Below are 15,478 nucleotides of genomic sequence, written 5' to 3'. Positions count from 1 at the left end.
ACCCGTCTCCGGCCACGCGCCGCGCCCCGAAGGATGGCCCATGTCTCACTCGCTGCCCGCCGACACCGACCGCGCCGAGGCGATACTCGGCGTCTTCGACTCGGCCTTCGGAGAACTGCTCGCCAAGGATCCTGCGGCCTTCCGGGTGAAGTTCCGGAAGATGGCCGCCTCCGCCTTCGCCTTCTACCGGGGCACCGCGGCGCTCTACTACGCCGACCTCACCTCCGACCCCTTCCGGGCCCACGGCGCCGGCTTCCTGGACGAGCGGACCAGCCGGGTCTGGATCCACGGCGACCTGCACGCGGAGAACTTCGGCACCTACCTGAACGCCGAGGGCCGGCTGGTCTTCAACGTCAACGACTTCGACGAGGCCTACGTCGGCGCCTTCACCTGGGACGTCCAGCGCCTGGCCGCCTCGCTGGCGCTGATCGGCTACGCCAAGGCGCTCTCCGACGAGACGATCACCGAGCTGGTCACCGCCTTCGCCACCTCCTACCGGGAGCGGATCGCCGCCCACGTCTCGGCCCGCGACGCGGAGCCGTTCACCCTGGACACCGCCGCCGGCCCGGTCCTGGAGACGCTGCGCCAGGCCCGCCTGCAGACCCGGGTGGCCCTGCTCGACGGCGAGACCGTGATCGAGGGCTACGACCGCCGCTTCCGCCTCGGCGGCGGCGCGATCGAGCTGGACGAGCCCACCAAGGCCGAGGTGCTGGCCGCCTTCGAGGCCTACCTGGCCACCCTGCCGCCCGCCTCGCGGACCCGGCCGGAGTCGCTGCGGGTCAAGGACGTCGTCGGCCGCCGCGGCATCGGCATCGGCTCGGCCGGCCTGCCGTCCTACAACCTGCTGCTGGAGGGGCACACCGACGCCCTGGAGAACGACGTCATCATCTACATGAAGCAGGGCCAGACGCCGGCCGTCTCCCGGCACGTCACCGACCCGGCGATCGCCGGGTACTTCGAGCACGAGGGCCACCGCACGGTGATCTCCCAGCGCGCCCTCCAGGCCCACAGCGACCCGTGGCTCGGCCACACCACGCTGCACGGACGCGGCCAGCTGGTCGCCGAGGTGTCGCCGTACGCGACCGACCTCGACTGGACCGACCTCAACGAGCTGCCCGACCTGCTCGCCGTCACCGAGTACCTGGGCCGGGCGACCGCCACCATGCACGCCGCGGCCGACGAGTCCTCCAGCGGCCACAGCCTGGTGCCGTTCTCCACCGAGCACGCCATCGACGCGGCGATCGCCCGCGACGAGGCCGGCTTCACCCGGATGCTGGTCGACTTCGCCCACGCCTACGGCGCCCGGGCGCGCGCCGACCACCAGCTGTTCGTGGACCTCTACCGCAACGGCCGGATCCCCGGCCTGTAGGCCGCCCAGGGGTCAGGGCCGGGTCAGGGCCGCCAGCCGTTCCCCGGCGGCGGCCCTGACCCCGGGCTCCTCGATCGGGTCGTCCCGCAGGTACGCCAGCCGCTCCCGCACCTCCGGCCGGTCCGGCGCCTGCGCCACCGCCAGCAGCCTCTCCTGCTCCTCACAACCCCACAGGCACTCGACGTAGATCTCCTCCAGCCCCGCCGGATCGATCGCCGCCAGCGCCTCCAGGTAGCTCGCGCGCTCGTACGAGTGCGGCGTCCAGAGCCAGAACCGCCGCAGCAGCGACACCGCGTCGCGGGCCCCGGCCCCGAACCGCGCCAGCCCCCGCGCCAAGCCGTCCGGACCACACCACTCCCGCTCCACCCAGGCCCGCTCCAGCTCCGTCACCAGCGCCGGAACGTCCTGCAGCTCCTCGGTCCCGGCCGGCCCCCGGTGCGCAGCGCCGTCCGCCCCCTCCGGCGTGCGGCCGCCCAGCGCCCGCCGCGCCTGCGCCGACCCGCTCGCCGCGAGCAACCCCAGCACGCGGGCGGCCTGTTCGCGCGCCGCCTCCCCCCGGCCGAGCCCGTCCGCCACCGGCTCCAGCGGCAGCTCCAGGTCCCTCACCAGCCGTGCCAGGTACACCGCGCGCCGGTCACTCTCCCCCCACCGCCAGTCCCACCGGATGCACCCGTACACCAGCTCGGCGGCGGCCGCCGGATCCTCGGCGGCCATCCGCGCGCCCAGCCCCCGCCCCCGCTGCACCAGCCCGATCAGCGTCCCCGCCGGGGCGTACCGGTCGTCGCCCATCCTCATGCCCTCGTCCTCCCCGCCCGAGCGGACGGCCCGTCGAGCCGTCGGCCCGTCAGTCCGCCTGCTCGTCAGTCCGCCTGCTCGTCCAGCTCCGACAGGAAGTCCAGCGCCACCGCCCAGGTCTGCTCCGCGGCCTCGGCGTCGTAGTCCGGCAGGTCCGGGTCGGTGAAGACGTGTCCGGCGCCGCGGTAGCGGTGCACCTCGACGTCGGCGCCGGCCTTGCGCATGTTCAGGTACCAGGCGTTCAGCCAGTCCTCCGACTCGAACGGGTCCGGGTCGGCCACGTGCAGCTGGACCGGGATGGACGTGGCCGCGTCCTCGCGGATGTCCGAGGTGCCGTGCAGGAGCAGCAGCCCGCGCGCGTTCTCGTCGGCGAGCGCGAGGTTCTGGGCGAGCGAGCCGCCGAGCGAGAAGCCGGCGTAGACCAGCGCGGTGTCCGCGCCCAGCAGCGGGGCGGCGGCGCCCACCGCCCGGCGCAGCAGCTCGTCGTTGCCGACCTCCTCCTTGTACGCCATGGCCTCCTCGACGTCCTCGAAGGTCCGCCCCTCGAAGAGGTCGGGGGTGTGGACGGTGTGCCCGGCGGTGCGCAGCCGGTCGGCGGCGGCGTGGACGGCGGGGCGCAGGCCGTAGGCGGAGTGCAGGAGCAGGATCTGGGCCACGGGCGGGACTTCCTCGGAGCAGCGGGGGCGGGCAGGGGACAAACCGCCCCCATCATCGCTCATGGCCGCCGGGTGGCGGTGCCCCCGACCATCGGTGGCGGAACGTCACGTAGCAGTGAATCGACGACAAACAGTCAGTTCAACGTATGGAAGGCGCCATTACCGCCGGGTAGCCTGTGCGCCGTGACTGACCTTGTCGATGACATGACCGCCGCCCGCCCGCACCGCCGCCAGGTGCTGAAGGCCACCGCCATCGCGGCCGGCGCCGCCGCCCTGCCGCTCACCCTCGGCACCGCGGCCCACGCCGCGACCGCCCCGCAGTTCCTGCACGGCGTCGCCTCCGGCGACCCGCTGCCCGACGGCATCCTGCTCTGGACCCGGGTGACCCCGACCCCCGAGGCCGTCCCCGGCTCCGCCGTCGGCCCCGACACCGAGGTCCGCTGGGAGCTCGCCACCGACAAGGCCTTCGCCCGGATCGCCGCGAGCGGCACGGTGACCGCCACCTCCGCCGCCGACCACACCGTCAAGGTCGACGTCCGCGGCCTGACCCCGGGCACCGCCTACTGGTACCGCTTCACCGCCGGCGGCACCGTCTCCCCCGTCGGCCGCACCCACACCACCCCGGCCGCCGACGCCGCGCTCGACCGCCTCCGCTTCGGCGTCGCGTCCTGCGCCAACTGGGAGGCCGGCTACTTCTCCGCCTACCGCCACCTCGCGGCCCGCGGCGACATCGACGCCTTCCTCTTCCTCGGCGACTACATCTACGAGTACAAGACCGGCGAGTTCTGCGCCCGCGGCACCGTGGTCCGCCCGCACGCGCCGACCCACGAGATCCTCAACCTCGCCGACTACCGCACCCGGCACGGCCGTTACAAGACCGACGAGGACCTCCAGGCGCTGCACGCGCAGGTCCCGACGATCGCGATCTGGGACGACCACGAGTTCGCGAACGACGCCTGGTCCGGCGGCGCCGAGAACCACACCCCCGGCACCGAGGGCAACTGGGCGGACCGGGTCGCCGCCGCCAAGCAGGCCTACTTCGAGTGGATGCCGGTCCGCCCGTCCATCGCCGGCACCACCTACCGCCGCCTGCGCTACGGCAAGCTCGCCGACCTGCACCTGATGGACCAGCGGTCGTTCCGCTCCCAGCAGGTCAAGGTCGGCAACGGCGAGATCGACTCGCCGGACCGCACCATCACCGGCCGCGCCCAGATGGACTGGCTGAAGTCCGGCCTCAGCGCCTCCGACACCACCTGGCGCCTGATCGGCAACGAGGTGATGATCTCCCCGGTCGCCTTCTTCTCGCTGCCGGACTACATCCTGCGCCCGCTGGCCAAGCTGCTCGGCCTGCCCGGCGAGGGCCTGGCGGTCAACACCGACCAGTGGGACGGCTACACCCACGACCGCCGCGAGCTGCTCGGCCACCTCAAGTCGAACGGCATCGCCAACACCGTCTTCCTCACCGGCGACATCCACTCCGCCTGGGCGTCGGACGTACCGTACGAGGCGGCCACCTACCCGCTCTCCGGCAGCGCCGCGACCGAGTTCGTGGTCACCTCCGTGACCTCGGACAACATCGACGACGCCCTCAAGGTCCTGCCGCAGACCGTCTCGCTGGCCGCCGTCGCCGCGATCAAGGCCGCCAACCGCCACATCAAGTGGGTGGACCTCGACTCGCACGGCTACGGCGTCCTGGAGGTCACGCCGCAGCAGACGCAGATGGACTACTACATCCTCTCCGACCGCACCCGCAAGGACGCCACCACCAAGTGGACGCGCTCCTACCGCACCCTCTCCGGCACCCAGCAGGTCGAGCGGGTCTACTCGCCGGTCAAGTGACCCGGCCCTGAGGGGTGTCCGGCGGCGGACCGGCACCCCTCAGGACACCACGTCCTTGCGGGCGAAGCCGCGGAAGGCCAGCGCGAGCAGCACCACCGCGTAGGAGAGCGAGAGCGAGACGCCCTGCAGCATGCCGCCCCATTCCAGCTGCGGCTGCAGGGCGTCCGCCCAGGCGTACTGCCAGTGCGCCGGCAGCCACTCCCGCAGGTCGCCGAGGGCGGTGACGGCGTCCAGCACCCCGGTGACGATCGAGGCGAAGACCGCCCCGCCCACCGCGCCCAGCGGCGCGTCGGTGGCGGTGGAGAGCCAGAACGCCAGGGCCGCGATCACCACCTCGCTCAGGAAGACGAACGCCACGGCGATCGCCAGCCGCGGCAGCGCCTCGCCCGCCGGCAGGCTCACCCCGGCCGGCAGCCGCAGGTCCCCCCAGCCGTACGCGGCCGTGCCGACGGCCAGCCCGATCACCGGCAGCAGCACCACGGCCGCCGCCGAGAAGGCCAGCCCCACCACCAGCTTGCGGGCCAGCAGCCGGGCCCGGGGCACCGGCGCGGCCAGCAGGTAGCGCAGTGAGGACCAGCTCGCCTCCGAGGCCACGGTGTCCCCGCAGAACAGCGCGACCGGGATCACCAGCAGGAAGCCGGTGCCCATGAAGAGCATCGTGGTCGCGAAGTTGAGCCCCGAGGCGGTGGCCAGCTCGATGAAGGTGGTCCGGTCGGCCCGGCCCGGCGTGCCGCCGATCTGGAACGCCGCCAGGATGACGAACGGCATCGCCGCCAGCACCCCGCCGATCACCAGCGTGCGCCGGCGGCGCAGCTGGCGCACCGCCTCGACCCGCAGCGGCAGGGTCCGGCCCGCCCGGTAGCCGGCGGCGTGGTCCGGCGAGACGGCCTCCGGCGGAACAACGGCCGTCATGCGGCACCTCCGATCAGCGACAGGAACGCGTCCTCCAGCCGGCGGTGCGGTCCGGCCCGCTCCACCGGCACTCCCAGCCGGACCAGCTCGGCCACCAGCTGACTGGCTGCCATGCCGTCCAGCCGGACCAGCAGTCCGCCCTCGACCGCCTCCGCCGAGCCGACCCCGGCCAGCGCGGCCGTCTTGTCGGCGGCCGCCGCCAGCTCCTCCGGCCCGAACGAGGCGGGCGTGCCGACCAGCAGCAGTTCGCCGGCGCCGACGATCTCGGCGACGTCGCCGGTGGTCACCAGCCGGCCGCGGTCCATCACCACCAGGGCGGTGCAGGACTGCTCGACCTCGGAGAGCAGGTGGCTGGAGACGATCACCGTCCGGCCGGCGGCCGCGTACCGGATCATCACCTCGCGCATCTCGCGGATCTGCGGCGGGTCCAGCCCGTTGGTCGGCTCGTCCAGGATCAGCAGGTCCGGCAGGCCGAGCATGGCCTGGGCGATGGCCAGGCGCTGGCGCATGCCCTGGGAGTAGGTGCGCACCGCGCGGTCCAGCGCCTCGCCGAGCCCGGCGATGGCCAGCGCCTCCTCCAGGTGCGCGTCGGCCTCGGGGCGCCCGGTGGCCTCCCAGTAGAGCCGCAGGTTGGCCCGCCCGCTGAGGTGCGGCAGGAAGCCGGCGCCCTCGACGAAGGCGCCGACCCGGGAGAGCACCGGTGCGCCCGGGCGCACCAGATGCCCGAAGATCCGGATCTCGCCCGCGTCGGGCCGGATCAGGCCCATCAGCATCCGCAGCGTGGTGGTCTTGCCCGCGCCGTTGGGCCCGAGCAGTCCGAGCACCTGGCCCTGCTCCACCCGGAAGCCGAGGTCCCGCACCGCGTACCGGTCCGCGGAGCCCTTGTAGCGCTTGCTCAGACCGGTGATCTGCAGTGGCACGCCGGCCAGCGCCGGGTCGAACGCCGGGCCCCGGACGCCCCGCCGCCGGCGCAGCCAGGGCACCAGCAGCAGGACGGCCGCCACGGCCGCGGCGGCCAGCGGCAGCAGCCAGGTCCGCGCGGGCAGCGGCGCGGCCTCGGTCACCAGGCCGTCGACGGTCGGCACGGTGAGCGCCCCGGCCGCGGCGACCCGGTAGGTGGCCGGGTCGACGGGCGAGGCGTACGCCAGGTCGGTGGCGGCCAGCACCAGCCGCAGCCGGTGCCCGGCGGCGAAGGTATGGTCGACGGCGGGCAGCGCCACGGTCACGGTCCGGCCGTCGGCCGCGTCCGCGCCGGTGACCCGCAGCGGCGCGGAGAGCTGCTGCGGCAGGGTCTGCTTGCCGTCCGGCCCGACGTCGTAGAGCTTGGCGAAGAGCACCGCGTCCGGCCGGTCGGCCCGCACCCGCAGCGCGACGGTCGGCTGCCCGGTCAGGTGCAGCGGCCCGTCCAGCGGCGCGGTGTCGAAGCGGGCCGACTGGCCGGGGAAGTCCAGGGAGAGCCCGGCGCCCAGCGAGGCGGCCTGGCTGAGCGCGCCGATACCGGGCAGCGCGGAGATGTTGGGCGGCGCGCCGCCGGGCGGGTTGGCGAAGGCCTGTTCGGCGCCGGTCAGCTCCAGCTGCCGCGCGCCGGTGCCGCCGAGGCCCGGGTAGGCGTCGGCGGTGGCACCGCGCAGCACGGCCTGGAAGCCGGTGGAGTCGACGCCCCCGGTGCGGGTGACCCGGAACACCGGGCCGGTGTCGTCCCCCGCGCCCGTCGGGCCGGGATGCTTCAGGAAGTGGTCGAACCAGCCGCTCACCCGGGCGTCCACCCGGGCGCTGGTGTCGGTGCCGCCGTCGTGCCCGCCGGCGAACCAGTCCACCGCCACCGGCGCGCCGTTGGACGCGACCGCCCGGGCGATCGCGTCGCCCTGGTCGAGCGGGAACAGCGAGTCCTGCTGGCCCTGGACGACCAGGGTGGGCGCCTTGAGCCGGTCGGCGACGGAGGACGGGCTGGAGCGTTCCAGCAGTGCGACGGCCTCCGGATCGGCGTGACCGCCGGCGGCCACCCGGTCGTACATCCGGCAGAGCTCGTCCAGGAAGCGCCCGCAGCCGACCTCGGCGTCCTTGGCACCCCGGGCGCCCCCGGCGCCCTTGCCGTCCCCGGCGTCCGTGCCCGGCGCCGACCCGCTGCCGCCGCGCGGCGCACCGCCGGACGGGCCGAGGTCGCCCGCCGAGCCGGTGGTGAAGAAGATCCCCGCCCAGAGCTTCTTGAACACGCCGTCCACCGCGCCCGAGCCGCGGACGCCCTGCGGGAACAGCGCGTCGGCCAGGTTCCACCAGGTGATCTGGCTCGCCACCGCATCGATCCTGCGGTCGTACGCGGAGCCGAGCAGCGCCACCGCGCCGCCGTAGGAGGCGCCGGTGATGCCGACCCGCGGGTCGCCGGGCCCGTCCAGCTGCACCTCCGGCCGCTGCGCCAGCCAGTCGACCAGGTGCCGGACGTCCTCGACCTCGCGGTCCGGCGCATTGAGGCCGATCTTCCCGCCGGACTCCCCGAAGCCGCGGGCCGACCAGGTCAGCACGGCGTAGCCCTGCCGGGCCAGCTCCCGGGCGCGGTCGCGCTCGCCCTCCTTGGAACCGCCGAAGCCGTGGGCGAGCAGGACCGCCGGGCGCTGGCTCGTCCCGGTGGTGAAGAAGGAGGTGTCGAGGTCGATCCGCTGCTCGCTGCCGGGGGTCTCGGGCATCGGGAGGAAGCGGCTCTCCTCCCGGACCGGCTGCTCGGTGCCTGCGGCAGCCACCGTCCAGGTGCCGGCTGCGGCGAGCACCACCAGTGCGAGGACGGCCGCCGGCAGTCTTCGGGTCGTCAGCCTCTCGCGCCAGCGGCGCCCTGCTCCTGCGAGCCTCATGGAGAGCGATCGTATCCGTCCCTCGGGTAGGGGCCTGATAAGGGCACCACCTCGCGCGACGGGCACTCCGGCGGCCTCCCGTGCCTGCGTCCCGGCGGGGACCGGGCAGGCCCCGCCGGGACGCCGGGCGGTCGGAGCCCGGCCGCGCGCGGGGAGGGGGCGCGCACGACCGGGCGGTCAGAGAGGGCCGGGCGTCACTCGGCCCCGGGCTCCAGGCGGACCAGCCGCAGATCCTTCAGCGGCCTCGGCTGATCCGGCACCGGGGATTCCAGGCCCGGCCGGTCGGCCAAGGCGAGGCCGGGTACGTTCAGCAGCTGCGACAGGCCCGGCGCCGGGCGCACGGAGTGAACCGGCGACACGGGATCCACCCCGGCCGGCGCGTCGTGCGGGTGGACGTGGGCCCTCCCCGCCACCAGGACGTACTTCCCTTCCCGGCCGGTGTCCCCCGCGATGAAGTCGGCGGCGAGCGTGTTGAACCGCGCGGCCCGTTCGTAAAGCGCCCAGGGGCCGTTGCCGCGGGCGGCGGGAAGCCCGTCCACGAACTGAACCCTGACCCCCTCGGCCTTGGCAGCAGCCAGCGCCTCCTCCAACCCGTTCTGCACCGGCGACTTGTGCACCTTGTCGTAGCGCTTGACCATCGCGTCGAGTTCCGGTGGCATGCCGGCATCCGCCGGGGCACGCAGGTAGGCGTCCGTGTGCTTCTGGAAGCTGTCCCCGCGGAGCGCCTCCAGGTACACGGTGTCGACGCCGTGCTCCTTGAGGGACTTCAGGTGGTCCTTGAGGAAGGCCCAGCTCGGTGAGTTGACGTGGTTCTCGCCCAACACGAAGCCGTCGTGCTCGGCGAGGACACGGCCGGCTCCCGTGTTGACGGCCGGGTTGTCGTGCAACACCCTGTCCACGCTGTGCAGCGCGTCCCCGTGCAACCCGGCCGGCGCCCGCTCCGCGTTGGTCGCCGCCAGGGCGTCGAGCTCACTGCGACGGGCGTCCTGCGCCTTCCAGTAGTCAGCGGTGCGGTAGTCCTGACGCGCCAGGAACTCGATCCGCTCGTGTCCCGAGAACTCGTACTTGTACGAGGGCAGCCGCTGGAGTTCGTTGTCGGTCCCCCTGAGGAGCGTGCCCCGAAGGTTCCCCGAAAGGTCGTTGAGGGTCGCCGGGTCGAGGTCGGTCTTGAACGTCTTGGTGCGCGTGTTAAGCCGCGCACCCTCGATGGGGGAGTCGTTGACGACTGCCTTCACGTACCTGCCGTCCGCGCTCTTGTGCGGCAGATGATCCATCAGGTCGTTGACGACGGGGTTGTCGGCCGGCTTCCCGAACAGTCTTCCCGCCTTGTCGAAGGCCTTGTGCAGCGCGGACTTCTGGAACGGATAGACCAGCGCGGGCCCGGCGGGGTTCTCGTGCAGGGGGCGGACCGGACGCCCGGTGCCCGCAGCGCCCTCGTGGGGCGGCCGGCCCTCCACGCGCGGGGGCGACGACTCGACGCGACCGGTGTGCGGCCCCGCCACCACAGCCGGATGGACCGGTCCCGTCACGAAGCCCGCCGGCGGCGGGACATGAGCACCCGGACGGCCCGGCTGGGCGGTGGGATGCGCGGCCCCCGGGGCCGGCGTACCGGCGACGGGCGCGGTGGCGCTGCCGTGCAGGAGCGGCGTCCCGGAGAGGTCGGGCGTGCCGGTCACCGGCCGGCCGGCGCCGGACGGCGCTCCTTCGGCCTGGGCCGCCACGGGCCGGAGCTCGTCGGCCCCGGACCCGAGCGGACGGACCGGTGACTCCGGCGAGGCATGGGCCGTGGCCTCCGTGTGCGACAGGTTCAGCTCGGGCACCTCCGGCGCCTGCCGCAGGGGCGGAATGGCCTCCGCCGCGGGATGCACGGGCGCGGCCTCAGCGTGCGGCAGATGCAACTCGGGCACCTCCGGCACCTGCCGCAGCGACGGAATGGCCTCCGCCGCCGAATGCACGGGCGCAGCCTCCGCCTGCGGCAGATGCAACTCGGGCACCTCCGGCACCTGCCGCAGCGACGGAATGGCCTCCGCCGCCGAATGCACCGGCCCGGCCTCCGCCTGCGGCAGATGCACCTGCGGCAGATCCGCCCCGTGATGGCCACCGCCGACCGGCAGTGGGGTCTCGTGCGCCGCCGTCGTCGGTGCACCGGCCGCGCCGCCCTCGTGCAGCGGCGGCAGGGAGGAAGCGTGGCTCGCCGGGGGCGTCGCCGCGCCCCCCTCGTGCGGGCCCGCGGCCGCCGCGGGAGCCGGCTCGTGCGTCGGACCGGGGCCGACGTGCTGGGCCGGCACCCCTTCGGACACCGGTGGGTGCGAGCCGGCAGCCGAAGGCGCCGCCTCCGTGAGGGGCGTGTGCGTGCCACCGCCATGGCCGGGCGGAGCCTCGACGCGGCCCGCGCCCCCACCCTCGGCCGGAGCCGCCGGACCGTGCGCGGGTGTGCCGCCCTCACCACCGTGGCCCACACCGCCGTGGCTCTCACCGCCGTGGCCCGCGGCCTGCAACGGCGAGCCACCACCCGCGGTGCCGTGCTCCGACGGAGCCGTCGGGTGCGTCTGGGCCGGCCCGCTCCCCCCGCCGTCCGCCGCCGGGTGCTGCGCCGGGTGCGCCACTGCGCCGGCCGTCTCCGCCGCCGGGTGGGCTCCGCCCGCCGGTGCACCGTGGCCGGCCGACGCGGGGGCCTCCGCCCCGGCGACGTGCCCGGCCGCTTGCCCGGCCTCCGCCCCGGCAGCGTGCTCGGACGCGGCGGGCAGGCTGCGGCTGCCGTCGGTGCCCGCCGGTCGCTCCGCCCCGGCCGACTCACCCGGAGCCGCCGTCGACGCGTGCTCCGGAACGTGCGCCCCGGCGGGGATCTCCGCCCCTCCGGCACCCGGGACCGCACCGTGCGGCACCTCCGCCGCCGGTGCCTTGAAGTGCTCGTTGACCGCGGCGCCCGCGGCATGCAGACCGGCGGCGCTCGCCCCGCTCAGGCCGGAGCCGAGCAGGCTGTGGCTGTCCACCGTCCCGGTGGTCACGACCTGGGTGACGACGTCCGCTCCGACGCCCGCCGCACCGGCCGTCACCATCTTGCCGGGGACGGTCCCCATGGCCCGGCCGAGGCCCAGCTTCGAGCCGGCCGCGCCGATGCCCTTGCCCAGCAGGTTGCCGGAGGCGCCCGCCACCGCGCCGCCCACGGCGTTGTCGCCCAGCTCCTTCAGGTCGAGGCCCTTGCGGTGCCCCTCCAGGACCTGGATGGTCTGGGCCAGCAGGTTGATGGCCGCCATCTGGACGGCCTGCTTGGCGGCGAACTTCATCGCCTCCATGGCCAGCTTCTTCAGGATCTGCTGGACGGCCGTCCGGCTGATGCCGACCATGACCGGGATCTGGGCCAGCGACAGGCCCGCGGTGAACGGTGCCTCCACCTCGGCCGTGGCGATCTCGACCGCGAGGATCCCCAGCTGGGCGATGATCTGGATCTTCGCCGTCTCGGCGGAGTTGGCCATCGCCTCCAGCATGTCGCCCATGCCCTCGCAGGCCTCGGCCAGGCCGGGGAGAGCGCCGGGCTGACCCTCGCCCTGGCCGACGGTGAACTTGTCCCAGTACTGGGAGAGTGCGGTGGCCGCCACGCCGACCTGACCGACGAGCGCACGCTTGACGGCGGCGTCGGCGGACTCCTCGACGTCCTTGAGGGTCTCGGCCATGGTGCGCCAGTGCTCGGCCATGCTCCGCAGGTTGTCCTCGTCGGCCTCGGGCCAACGCGTACCGGACAGCAGCAGCAGGACCCACTGGAGGGGTTCGGGAAGCTCGGTCGCCATGGTCAGCGCCTCCCGCCGGTGTGCGCCATCGGGCCGACGTGGGGGGCGGGCAGGGTCGGCGCGACGGGGCCCGGCGCCTGGGGCAGCGCGGCCGCCGCGGGGAGCGGGTCCGCGGGGTATGCGGCCGCGCCGGGCGTCTCGCCGCGGCCCTTGAGGGCGTTCACGAGCTTCTGCTCGGTGCCCTCGTAGTTGTCCGCCATCCGCTGCATGCCCTCCGCGACCCGGCGCAGCGCGGCGGGGAGGCCCTTGAGGCCCTTGAGCGTTCCGGCGCTGTACGCGAGGTAGCCCTTCTCGCCCTCGGCGAACTGGTGCCCCGCGTGGTCGTTGCCCCAGGGGTGGGTGGCGTTCATGCTGGTCAGGAAGGAGTCCAGGGCGAGGTACGCGGCGGAGACCCGGTCCGAGGCGACGAGCATCGGGGAGACCGCCGCCCGGTACTGCGCGGGGTGGGCCTCGAAGCCCGTCCCCGCGTCCTTCGCGGGAGCCGCCGGTGCGGCGGCGGCTTCGGCCGCCGGACCCGAGCCCGGCGATGCGGCCGCCCTCGTCACCGTCACGAGCCCCATCGCCGGGGCAGGCTCCCCCGCCTCGCCGGATCCGTGCACCTTCGTACCGAACTGATCTTCCATGACGCTCTCTCCCCGATGTGCCACTGCCGGCCTGGCGGCCTGTCAGCGGTATTGCTGCGGGCGGCGGCCGACGGCCGGCCGCACGCGTGACTACTCGTCGTTCCCGGGCCGGCCACCGCCGGGGCTCTCCCCCCGGGCCGCCGGCCGCCGTGCCGCTCCGGCGGGAGCGGGCTTGTCGAACTCCCCGGCGGCCGCCAGCTTCGCCAGGACGGCCCGGAGCTGAGGGCTCGGCACCTGATAGCCGCCCTCCTCCCGGAGCGGTGCGGGCCTCCCGCCTGCGTCCGGCCCGGTAGGCGCGGCTCCCACGGTGCCCGCGGGGCCCGGTCCGACCCCGCCCCGCGGGTGGGCGGCCGGGGCCGCCGGCCGTCCCTCCGTCCGCCCCGCGCCGGCCTCGGCACCGCCCGTGCCCGCGGCATCGCCGGCCGTACCGCTTGCCGTCCCCTCCCCCGGCCGGCCCCCGCTCCCCGCTTCGGGTCCCAGCACGACGCTGGTCAGCTGGGTGAGGAGATCGGCTGCGGGCGCCGGCGGTGGCTCCGCTCCGGCGGCTGCGGCCTGCGGAGCCCCTGTCCGGCGCTGTTCGGCGGCCTCGGTACGGGCGTCGTCCAGCCACCGGCGGTGCGCCCGCTGCTCCTGCCCGTCGCCGATCCGGGCCTCGGCGGCCGGGCCGTGGACGGCGGAGTCGGCGGTCGCCTCGTCCTCCTCCGGCGCCTGCCCGAGGGCCAGGTCCGGCCTGCGCCTGCCGCGAGTCCCCTTCTTGCCCCCGCCACGGCCCAGGCCGTGCACACCTCCCGGGCCGGGACCCCGCCCTGCGGCCCCCACTCCGGCGGCGGAGGCGCCCGCGCCCGCCCGCGCGCCGGTCCCGGCCGCGCCCGGGCCCAAGGTCTGCCGCGTCGTACCGCTCGCGCCGCGTCCGACCGCTCCGGCCCGGCTGCCCGCCCCGGCGGCAGCCGCTGTACCGGAGGGCATCCCGAGGCCCGCGCCCGTGAAGGAGGGCATGGCACCCGCCCGTGCCCGGCCCGCCGACCCGCCGCCGACGGCCCTGCGCCCGTCGACGGCACCGGCACCGCCGGCAGCACCGCCCGGGCCGAGCACGCCGCCCGTGCCGAGCGCGCCCGAGGACGCGCCGGCAGCACCCGCCGGATCGCCGGCACCGCCGGAGGACAGCCCGCCCTGCGCACCGCTGCCCGTGGTGACGCCGGTGAACCCGGCCAGGTTCAGCCCCGGCACGGCCGCACCGCCCGGCCGGCAGACCGGTCCGCTCTCCCGGCCCGGCACCTCGGCCCGGGCGGACTCGGTCCGCGGTGCCTCCGGTGCACCGAGACCGGCGAGCACCGGCCGCGCGTCACCGCCCGCTCCCCCTCCGGTGCCCGCCCCGGGATCGCCCGCATCGGTGCCCCCGGCGCCGGCGCCCGGACCTCCGGCGCCTCCGAGTGCGCAGACCTGTCCGGCGCTGACCATGCGGTCGACCGAGCCGGCGTTCTGCCGGAGCATCGAGTCGACGTCCGCGCTCGCCTGCCCGACGTAGTGCTTGCACGAGTCCGCCGCCAGCCTGACGCCCTCGGACTGCGCGGCGGCCGCGGGCGCGGCGCCGGGCATGCTGCCGTCGAGGTACTCCTTGGTCGACCTGAGCTGCTGCACCATGGCCGTCTTGGTGCGGCCGACGGTGCCGGAGGCCTCGTGGAGACAGCGCGCCATCGCGAGCCCGCTCTCCAGCACGGTGACGGCATGGGTGTCGTCGCGGCCGGCGTACTTCTCCAGGTACTGCCGGAAGCCGTCCGCGGCCGGCCCCGACATGTGCGCCGCGGCCTGCTGCGCGCTCGCCACGATGGCGCGCACCCGGGGCTCGGCCACGGTGTTCCAGGCATCCCACGCCCGGGCGAGCTCCGCCAGCCGGTCCTCGTCGGCGTCGGGGAAGGCGATCCCCGCCCCGTTCTCGTGGCTCGTGACGGCCGTGAGCACCGCGGCCAGGTCGGCGGGCAACTCGATCATGAAACTGGTCACTTTCTCGGGCGAACCGGCAGGGCCGGGCGGACCGGCAAGGCCGGAGAACCGGGCCGAACCGGCCGACGCGGGCGCGCGCGCCCGGCGGACACCCGGCGGACGAACCGGGCGGTCGGGTGGAGGAACCGGCGCGTGGAGCCGGGGACGATCAGACGGCGGCGGTGCCGGCGGGCCGGACCGGCGTGGACGGACCACTGCCGCCGGGCACGGCGCCCGCCTCCGCGGGGAGGACCGGCACCCCGGGGCTCCCGAGCAGCTCCTTCAGTGCGGCCACGTGACCGCCGTCGGCCTCGCGGTACTGCCGGCACATCAGCAGCAGGTTCTCGGCCATCCGGCCGGAGTTCCCCAGGAAGCGGTGCACGCCCTGGAGCGCCCGCGCCTGCTGCCCGATCAGCCCGCCGGCCCCCGGCGCGCCGCCCAGGAGCGCCGTTCCCACCGGACCGGTGCCGTACGAGGCCGGGCCGACCTGCCGGACAGCGGCCTCGACCTTGGCGGCGAGCGGTTCCAGCTCCCGGACGAGGGACTGGATCCTCTTGGCGGCCGCCTCGACCTCCTCAAGGTCGATCTTGAACGACCCGCTGCTCATCCGACTCACGCTCACCATCTCGGCTGGACCACTGACGCTGGTGACCGACCCTTCCCCCTGCGCGTA

The 15,478-nt window shown here is 75.3% G+C and carries 10 protein-coding genes; 2 read left to right on the top strand and 8 right to left on the bottom strand.

The window, feature by feature from the left end; all coding sequences use genetic code 11:
- The first annotated feature begins 40 nt into the window (after nt 1-40).
- Nucleotides 41-1,369, top strand: coding sequence for a DUF2252 domain-containing protein (locus ACIPSC_RS01325; protein WP_400822125.1), 1,329 nt, complete (start codon nt 41-43; stop codon nt 1,367-1,369).
- A gap of 12 nt (nt 1,370-1,381) precedes the next feature.
- Here ACIPSC_RS01325 and ACIPSC_RS01320 read toward each other — a convergent pair whose 3' ends face one another.
- On the bottom strand, nt 1,382-2,164 hold the full coding sequence (locus tag ACIPSC_RS01320) for a hypothetical protein (RefSeq protein ID WP_400822123.1): 783 nt from the start codon (nt 2,162-2,164) through the stop codon (nt 1,382-1,384).
- Between the two features lie 65 nt (nt 2,165-2,229).
- Entirely contained in the window at nt 2,230-2,820 is a 591-nt protein-coding gene (locus ACIPSC_RS01315) for a dienelactone hydrolase family protein (protein ID WP_400822122.1), read from the bottom strand.
- Between the two features lie 204 nt (nt 2,821-3,024).
- Here ACIPSC_RS01315 and ACIPSC_RS01310 point away from each other — a divergent pair, with 204 nt between their 5' ends.
- The gene (locus tag ACIPSC_RS01310) at nt 3,025-4,659 is read left to right on the top strand and encodes an alkaline phosphatase D family protein (protein WP_400822477.1); all 1,635 of its coding nucleotides are present in this window, start codon (nt 3,025-3,027) and stop codon (nt 4,657-4,659) included.
- Nucleotides 4,660-4,698: 39 nt separating this feature from the next.
- On the opposite strand, the gene ACIPSC_RS01305 is transcribed toward ACIPSC_RS01310, so the two are convergent.
- The 6 genes from ACIPSC_RS01305 to ACIPSC_RS01280 all read right to left on the bottom strand — a co-directional run bounded on the left by ACIPSC_RS01305 (nt 4,699) and on the right by ACIPSC_RS01280 (nt 15,412).
- Nucleotides 4,699-5,571: an ABC transporter permease gene (locus tag ACIPSC_RS01305; protein WP_400822120.1), complete on the bottom strand. Its 873-nt coding sequence runs from the start codon at nt 5,569-5,571 to the stop codon at nt 4,699-4,701.
- A complete protein-coding gene (locus ACIPSC_RS01300) occupies nt 5,568-8,414 on the bottom strand; it encodes an alpha/beta fold hydrolase (RefSeq protein WP_400822119.1) in 2,847 nt (948 codons plus the stop codon). Before ACIPSC_RS01300 ends, ACIPSC_RS01305 begins: the two co-directional genes overlap by 4 nt.
- 194 nt (nt 8,415-8,608) lie before the next feature.
- Nucleotides 8,609-12,202 (bottom strand): hypothetical protein, encoded by a 3,594-nt coding sequence (locus tag ACIPSC_RS01295; RefSeq protein WP_400822117.1) that lies wholly within the window; start codon nt 12,200-12,202, stop codon nt 8,609-8,611.
- A 2-nt stretch (nt 12,203-12,204) separates the two neighbouring features.
- A complete protein-coding gene (locus ACIPSC_RS01290) occupies nt 12,205-12,825 on the bottom strand; it encodes a hypothetical protein (protein ID WP_400822115.1) in 621 nt (206 codons plus the stop codon).
- A 90-nt stretch (nt 12,826-12,915) separates the two neighbouring features.
- Nucleotides 12,916-14,814 (bottom strand): hypothetical protein, encoded by a 1,899-nt coding sequence (locus tag ACIPSC_RS01285; protein ID WP_400822113.1) that lies wholly within the window; start codon nt 14,812-14,814, stop codon nt 12,916-12,918.
- Between the two features lie 160 nt (nt 14,815-14,974).
- Nucleotides 14,975-15,412: a hypothetical protein gene (locus ACIPSC_RS01280; RefSeq protein ID WP_400822111.1), complete on the bottom strand. Its 438-nt coding sequence runs from the start codon at nt 15,410-15,412 to the stop codon at nt 14,975-14,977.
- Nucleotides 15,413-15,478 lie beyond the last annotated feature (66 nt).

The sequence above is a fragment of the Kitasatospora sp. NPDC090091 genome (genome assembly GCF_044747365.1).
In the GTDB taxonomy this organism is placed as follows: domain Bacteria; phylum Actinomycetota; class Actinomycetes; order Streptomycetales; family Streptomycetaceae; genus Kitasatospora.
This window is presented reverse-complemented; position numbering and strand designations above follow the sequence as displayed.